General features: G+C 42.5%; 8 protein-coding genes. 1 reads left to right on the top strand and 7 read right to left on the bottom strand.

Features of this window, described 5'->3' with window-relative positions; genetic code table 11:
- Positions 1-597 precede the first annotated feature (597 nt).
- Entirely contained in the window at positions 598-846 is a 249-nt protein-coding gene (locus R7070_RS24395; protein ID WP_005398517.1) for a hypothetical protein, read from the bottom strand.
- Between the two features lie 158 nt (positions 847-1,004).
- On the opposite strand from R7070_RS24395, the gene R7070_RS24390 reads away from it, so the two are divergent.
- On the top strand, positions 1,005-1,220 hold the full coding sequence (locus R7070_RS24390) for a hypothetical protein (protein ID WP_031819061.1): 216 nt from the start codon (positions 1,005-1,007) through the stop codon (positions 1,218-1,220).
- A 234-nt stretch (positions 1,221-1,454) separates the two neighbouring features.
- Here the strand turns inward: R7070_RS24390 and R7070_RS24385 are convergent, their stop codons facing one another.
- From R7070_RS24385 to R7070_RS24365, 6 genes are all read right to left on the bottom strand, one after another.
- Positions 1,455-1,625: a hypothetical protein gene (locus tag R7070_RS24385; protein WP_005398424.1), complete on the bottom strand. Its 171-nt coding sequence runs from the start codon at positions 1,623-1,625 to the stop codon at positions 1,455-1,457.
- Positions 1,626-1,641: 16 nt separating this feature from the next.
- The gene (gene nadS, locus R7070_RS24380) at positions 1,642-1,929 is read right to left on the bottom strand and encodes a NadS family protein (protein ID WP_029946694.1); all 288 of its coding nucleotides are present in this window, start codon (positions 1,927-1,929) and stop codon (positions 1,642-1,644) included.
- Positions 1,919-2,311 carry a type II toxin-antitoxin system RelE/ParE family toxin gene (locus R7070_RS24375; protein ID WP_224723981.1) on the bottom strand — a complete coding sequence of 131 codons (393 nt, stop codon included), beginning with the start codon at positions 2,309-2,311 and terminating at the stop codon, positions 1,919-1,921. Before R7070_RS24375 ends, nadS begins: the two co-directional genes overlap by 11 nt.
- Positions 2,312-2,372: 61 nt before the next feature.
- On the bottom strand, positions 2,373-2,606 hold the full coding sequence (locus R7070_RS26840) for an MbeD/MobD family mobilization/exclusion protein (RefSeq protein ID WP_169567099.1): 234 nt from the start codon (positions 2,604-2,606) through the stop codon (positions 2,373-2,375).
- On the bottom strand, positions 2,607-3,056 hold the full coding sequence (locus R7070_RS26835; protein ID WP_353616425.1) for an MbeB family mobilization protein: 450 nt from the start codon (positions 3,054-3,056) through the stop codon (positions 2,607-2,609).
- A 705-nt stretch (positions 3,057-3,761) separates the two neighbouring features.
- The gene (locus R7070_RS24365; protein WP_025607773.1) at positions 3,762-4,103 is read right to left on the bottom strand and encodes a MobC family plasmid mobilization relaxosome protein; all 342 of its coding nucleotides are present in this window, start codon (positions 4,101-4,103) and stop codon (positions 3,762-3,764) included.
- Positions 4,104-4,214: the final 111 nt, after the last annotated feature.

The raw sequence follows: 4,214 nt of genomic DNA, 5'->3' as shown, positions 1-4,214 counted from the left end.
ACTCAAATTTATGAGTGATTTGGGTATCTTTTTGGTCGCTTTCAGATTGGGTAAGTCTCTTCCCTTTCGGGCTGCCCTGCGCTGTGAGTAAGGCTTTACGCCCCCATTCCAGTCTCACAACACTAATCAATTATTCCTTTTCCGCAGTTCTCCCTCTAGCAGCTACAAGAGAGCGGTTTTATCGTGCTTTCGCAAGTTTTGATTAGTGCCTTTACCTGCCACCTTTGGAACTTCCCTTGGTCGGTGGCTGATGCGCATCGCTCTGTCCAAAACATCTTGAGTCCAAACAGAGTGCAGGAATACTTGAAGTGCTTAAACGATATGGGCTATCATGAAAGGACTTACACAGGCCGTCAAACCGGTAAGTATTCCGATCAAAGCCGACCTTGCAGGGTCGGTTTTGTCACATCTGGGGATTGAGATTACAACCAAAGAGCTGGGATCTCAACGATCCTTTTCTAAGGTAATGAACGTCCTCAAGAAAAACGCCTCCCATTGGGAGGCGTTTTTCGTATCTGCCAGATGTAAAAAAGGTCGCCGGTTTGGGCAACCTTTTGCGTTCTATCGTTCAGTTCGCACAACGAGTGTTACGTTAAATTACTCATTACTTTCTTTTAAACCAAAGCAGTCCCACTCTATCAGCAATCGACTAAAATTATTTTTTGAAAGATATTTGGCATCTACACACTTACCATCATCATCGTACAGCACAAGGAAAAAAGAACTCGATTCTAGTGTACGACCTAACGAAAGCCATTGAGCAACAATTGTCTCGTAATGTTCTTGATATGATGCGATTTCAAAGCCTTTGTTATTCGATGTTTTAAAATAAATTTTTAGTTTCACGCTTTATCCCATTTATCTCATACACATCATATTTAAGACTAGGTTTGTGTGAGCAATTGAACGTTCTTAATAGACTTAGGCCAAAAAAAACCACTATATACGCAATTGAGCACTATTATAAAGTTACATGCATATCAACACTTTGTGAGTATTGCGTTATGGCTTTGTGTAAAATAAAAAAATACGACACTTTAGTAGATGCTCATACGATTAAACTTCTCGAAAATTTAACAATGGAAATTGGAAATGAAGAAGTTGCTCTACAAGTCACTATTTTGTCATTTGAAAAACTTTGGCATCAAATGGAAATGCATGGAGAGCCCAAAAACACATTTGAATGGCTTCAAATCGAAGCAAAGAAGCTCATAATTTAAAGCAACATAACGTTGTGGTGGTGATTATTATTCCTATTACGTTAAATAGCCGACTTAGCATCTCAAAACGCCAATCTGACGCTCTCAAAACGCTCCTGGAGCGTTTTTAAGCACTTATCCTTACCTAATTAGCCAGAAATCGGGCTGTAAGTTTGTGACGCTTTCAGAGCGATTTACAGGACAAAAAGTTCGCAGTTCGATTGAAACAAAAAACGCCCTCTAAGGGCGTTTTTTCTATGTTTTCATCTTATCGATGGCATCTTTGGTGATCAGCTCGTTAGCTATCTCTAAGTTCTCTTTGTACTTCTTCTCTTTGTACTTCTCATATTCAAATCGAGATAACGAACTTCTCGGATCGTACTCGTAACGCTGACAGAATTGCTCAAAAGTAACAGCTGCACTCATAGACACCTCTTAATCTTTAAACTGAAAACTTCGCATAAAGCTCTGGCTCTTTAGAGAGTAGAGTTAGGACTTTGCTTGCTAAACCTGTCGGATTTCTCCGTCCTTGCTCCCAACTTTTCACGGTATCAATACTCACATCCATCGCTTGTGCCAACTCTTTTTGGCTGACATCCAGTTGTGCTCGGATCGCTTTAACATCGGCAATCTCATAACGAGTGACATTCGCAGGAGTCTGCTCTCCTTTTGCAATCGCTTCGGCTTGCTTCATCGATGTATAAAGTTCATCAAAAATACTATTGCTCATTGTCATACTCTCTCTTAATCGACCTCGACACTTCTTTAAGGAGATTCTTCTCTTTCTGAGTTAAAGAGTCCTTTCTCCCTTTCTTGTACAGCAACACCAAATAGACAACATCAGGTTGGATCAGTAAGTAAATCGTTCGATAACCACCACTCTTACCTGTCGATTCTCCAGCAAGGCGAACTTTTCTTAGCCCTCCCGTTCCGACAATCAACGATCCCATTTCTGGGTTTTTGATGATGTCTGACTGCAACGCTCGAAACTCTTCATCCGTGAGCATCTCTTTTCGCTGAGATTCAAACAATGGCGTTTCAATAAACTCTAATGCGTAGCTAATAACCCGATCCTCTCCCAAAAGAATAGGAGTACATTGTACTCCTGGCAAGCGTATTTTCAAATGTATTAACGATTAAATCCGAAACCTCGACCTCTGCGATTTTGTCGTGCTAACGACTGCTCTTGCTGTATTGCTTTTCCAACGACTGGAGCTGCTGCGTCAAGTTGTTTACTTGCATGGTCAAGCTGCTCACACTGCTCTGTAAGCGTTGGTTCTCCTCGCTGCTCTGCTCGAATCTTTTCTCTAAATCCTTGTAGAGCTTCACGAACTCGCTGTGCTGCTCCTTGTGCTGCCTCTCTAAAACCTCGAAGGCGTGCAAAAGTTGTTTCTCTAGCTCGGTCATTTATTTCCTCTCCAACTTGATCAGCTCGTTCTTGCCATCGTTCATTGTCCACCCCTCCAGAATCGAGTAACCCTCTGGTATCACAATAAAACGTTCCCCTTTCTGGCTCTCGTACAGAGAAAGCCCCCAAGTCTTGTTCTGGAACTGCTCTAGGATCGCTTTTTGGCGGGCTATCTTTTTCTGATTGTCTAATATCGTCTGCCCTTGATACCAAGCGATCCCGTAACTGACGATCACCAAAAATAACAGGGTCACTGGCAACCAAATCCATGTTTTCATCACCAAGAGATTCAAACGTGATTGCTGCTCTTGGATGTCGTTTATGATTTTCTGCTCGCTTGATTTCAACGCATCTTGAATACGTTGTTCGTGCCTCTCGAAGTCTTTCTTTAGCGTTTGCTCGATAGCGTTGGCTTGCTTCTTCGATTGCGAATTGAAGTCCCTCGCCATATTCAAAATCTTGCTCATACAACAAACCTTTTAATCTTATGTTTCGTTTCCCACTTTCGGGATTCTTAATGCTGATGCTTTTAGCTGTCACTCTGGCAATCTCAAATCCTTTGCTTTCAAGCGCACCAATTACCCCTTTTCGACTACGGATCGCGCCTGATTGAGCAAGATTAAGTAGACCATCGGTAAGAAGTTGCTGAATCTCTTTTGCATCGGATGGAGTGTCTTTAGCACTCACCAAGCCTTGCTGATTAGCAGGGTCATCTGGGTCATGAAGCCCTAGTTCAAGATTCTTAATGGTGCGCCACGCATCGATACGAGGATTGTCTGCAAAGTGGTAGTAAGGTTGAAGTCGCTTGCCAGAATGAAGCTCAATATTTGGAATAACAAAATTCAGCTCTAACCGCCCTTTATCAAGATGCTCTACCCAAAGAATGGAGTATTGGTCTTTGTCTAAGCCTGGTAACAAAGCCTTTTCAAAATCAGCCATGAGGCGATCTTTAATCTCTTGTGATAAGTCCGTTTCAGCAAAACAGAGAAAGCCCGATGTGTACTTTTTGGCGTAAGGACTCGAATCAATGAGTGATTGAACTAAATCAGGATCGCCTTGATTGAGTGTCGCCCTCTCCCGATTTCTATCTTTCCCTAAGAGATAATCAACAGGGCCACTCCCAACGCCCTTACCTCTACGAGCGAACTGAACAATCATACTGAGATCTCATACTGTGCCATTATTTGCCCAAGCTGACGCTCGATTGCTGAAAGTTGAGCCAATACTTGAACCACATTCACGACATCATAATTCTGGGTATTCACTACTCTAGTGATCTGATTCAAGTTATTTCCAAGTCCAGATAACTGGCGCAATAATGCGGGGTCTACTTTAGGAACATTGGCTCTTTTAAGAGTCCGTTCCCCAAGACAAGTCTCTCTCACCCAAGGAGCTAATTCCGCACCATCACACCGATCTTTCAGAGCTTGAAGTTCAGTCTCAGTGACTCTGATCTTGATGGACTTTTCTCGTATTACTTTCTTCTTTTCAGTCATGGCAATTCTTTAGTTTGAGTGCTTTTAACTAGGGTTAAGGGAGCGTAGCGTCCCTTACAAGGCACAATGACAACGTAACGAAGTGGAGGGGTCTTTGTGTAGCCTTGCTTA

It is taken from the genome of Vibrio sp. 1557 (genome assembly GCF_033340175.1).
Taxonomy (GTDB): domain Bacteria; phylum Pseudomonadota; class Gammaproteobacteria; order Enterobacterales; family Vibrionaceae; genus Vibrio; species Vibrio alginolyticus.
The sequence above is the reverse complement of the archived record's forward strand: the minus strand, read 5'-3'. Positions and strand labels throughout refer to the sequence as shown.